The organism is Leptolyngbya sp. FACHB-671 (genome assembly GCF_014695745.1).
Taxonomy (GTDB): domain Bacteria; phylum Cyanobacteriota; class Cyanobacteriia; order Elainellales; family Elainellaceae; genus JAAUTN01.
Genome location: NZ_JACJOV010000038.1, coordinates 1 through 1,713 on the forward strand (window position 1 = coordinate 1; position 1,713 = coordinate 1,713).

Here is a 1,713-nt window from a genome sequence, read left to right on the forward strand (position 1 = left end):
CAGGAGGAATTGGCTCAAATGCTAGGGACATCGCAATTCACTTTTCAAGACTCAAAGGAAATTGCTCTTTAGGATAACCAATGTGATCCCAGTCAGGGTTCGCCAACAGTATCCTCCCGTTAGTCTTCCAAGGAAGCGTTTCAGAGTAATGAATTGAGGCAATCGCCCTCTGATGATCTGATTCATGATAGACACTAACAGTACTCACTAAGTTAATTACTTCTTCTGGCATTTTGAGTCGCAGCTGACCCTGGCAAACGCACCAATCCATTGAACTGTTTGCCGGGATACCAAGGCATTTGGGCGAGATTGTCAAAGCCAGGGAGACTTTCTATGTGTCGCACCATCCGAGTCCGCATCTCCTAATCGGGAAGTGAACCTCTCATTGCTCCTAAACTTTCAACGACATGATCAGGATTGGTCGTGGCAGGAATAGCACAGGTTACAGCGGGATGGGAGATTACATACTTCAAGAAAAACTGGGCCCAGTTTTCACAGCCAATTTCGCTGGCGAAGTCGGGCAACGGTTGTCCCTGAACTACTTCAAATAGACGTGCCTTTTCAAAAGGCATATTAACCAATACAGCAGTTCCCTGGTCAGCCGCCGCTGGAAGAATTCGATCCTCAACGCCACGCTCAAAGATCGAATAGCGAACTTGCACAAAATCTAGCTCACCATTCTCAATCCATCGCGCAACTGGGGCAGCATATAAGGACAAATCATGATGAGTTACCCCTAAATAACGGATTCTACCCTCCTGTTTCCATTCACGTAAAAATGGAATCACCATTTCGACATTCACTAGACTGTGAACTTGCATTGCATCCATGCAATCGCGTGATAATCGCTGCATAGACTGCTCAAGTTGGCGTAATGCATGACTGCCGTCACCTAAATACTCACCTGTTGCCCAAATTTTGTTAGTGATAAACAGATCGTCAGTGATGTTAAGGGCTGATGCAAATTCGCCTACGTTTACCTCGGACATCCCATAGAGCGGCGAGACATCAACGACTCGTCCACCTCCATCCCAAAAACGGCGTATTACTTCTTGAAGGTGATTGCGTGGCTGGTCAGACAATACATCAAACGTCAAAAAGTTCCCATACCGATCGCGGGTACCTGTTCATTCGTTCGAGGAATTAACTTTGTGATAATTTCTGAGGACTGAGTTGAACTAGCCTGAGCAACTTGGTTGTGCGACGTTTGAGCTTGAGTCGCTTGACATTGAGCAGCTTGAGATCCACCCTGAATGAGAGGAGAAAAAGCCGCAGTCGCAGCACCTATGCCTATTGCTTTGATCACAGCACGTCGGGAAAAGGGTTGCGGATTAGATGAGTAAGAGTTTTCCTGGTGCATTACAATCACTCCATTCAGCAAAGAGTTAATTCATTAAAAGAATCAGTGCTTGAAGAACACGCCACAACGATTCTGGCGCTCATAGCCTGCAATTCAATTACAAACCGTAAGCAACTGTGTCTTTATCATAGTTAGAGAGGGGCGTTGCACAATGGGTGAATGATCATTTCAAAGTAGGCACTTGTCGATGCTTCAAGTAGTAAATTAACAAGCGAATCGATGCCTGAAGCATCTCAATGGACTTGGAATAGCAGAAGGTTTTGCGGTGCAGCCGCGCCAGATGGTGCCGTAATCGACTATTTTCTCCTTCAACCCGAGTCATGGCTGTTTTGCTCACCAGATGATCGCCATCT

The 1,713-nt window shown here is 46.1% G+C and carries 3 protein-coding genes; all 3 read right to left on the bottom strand.

What is annotated here, in order from left to right; all coding sequences use genetic code 11:
• Window positions 1-362: 362 nt before the first annotated feature.
• Window positions 363-1,097, bottom strand: coding sequence for an aldo/keto reductase (locus H6F93_RS33255; protein WP_199313430.1), 735 nt, complete (start codon window positions 1,095-1,097; stop codon window positions 363-365).
• On the bottom strand, window positions 1,094-1,360 hold the full coding sequence (locus H6F93_RS33260; protein ID WP_199313431.1) for a twin-arginine translocation signal domain-containing protein: 267 nt from the start codon (window positions 1,358-1,360) through the stop codon (window positions 1,094-1,096). Before H6F93_RS33260 ends, H6F93_RS33255 begins: the two co-directional genes overlap by 4 nt.
• A gap of 163 nt (window positions 1,361-1,523) precedes the next feature.
• The coding region (locus H6F93_RS02015) for an IS1 family transposase (protein WP_190678820.1) at window positions 1,524-1,713 on the bottom strand (190 nt) is incomplete at its 5' end.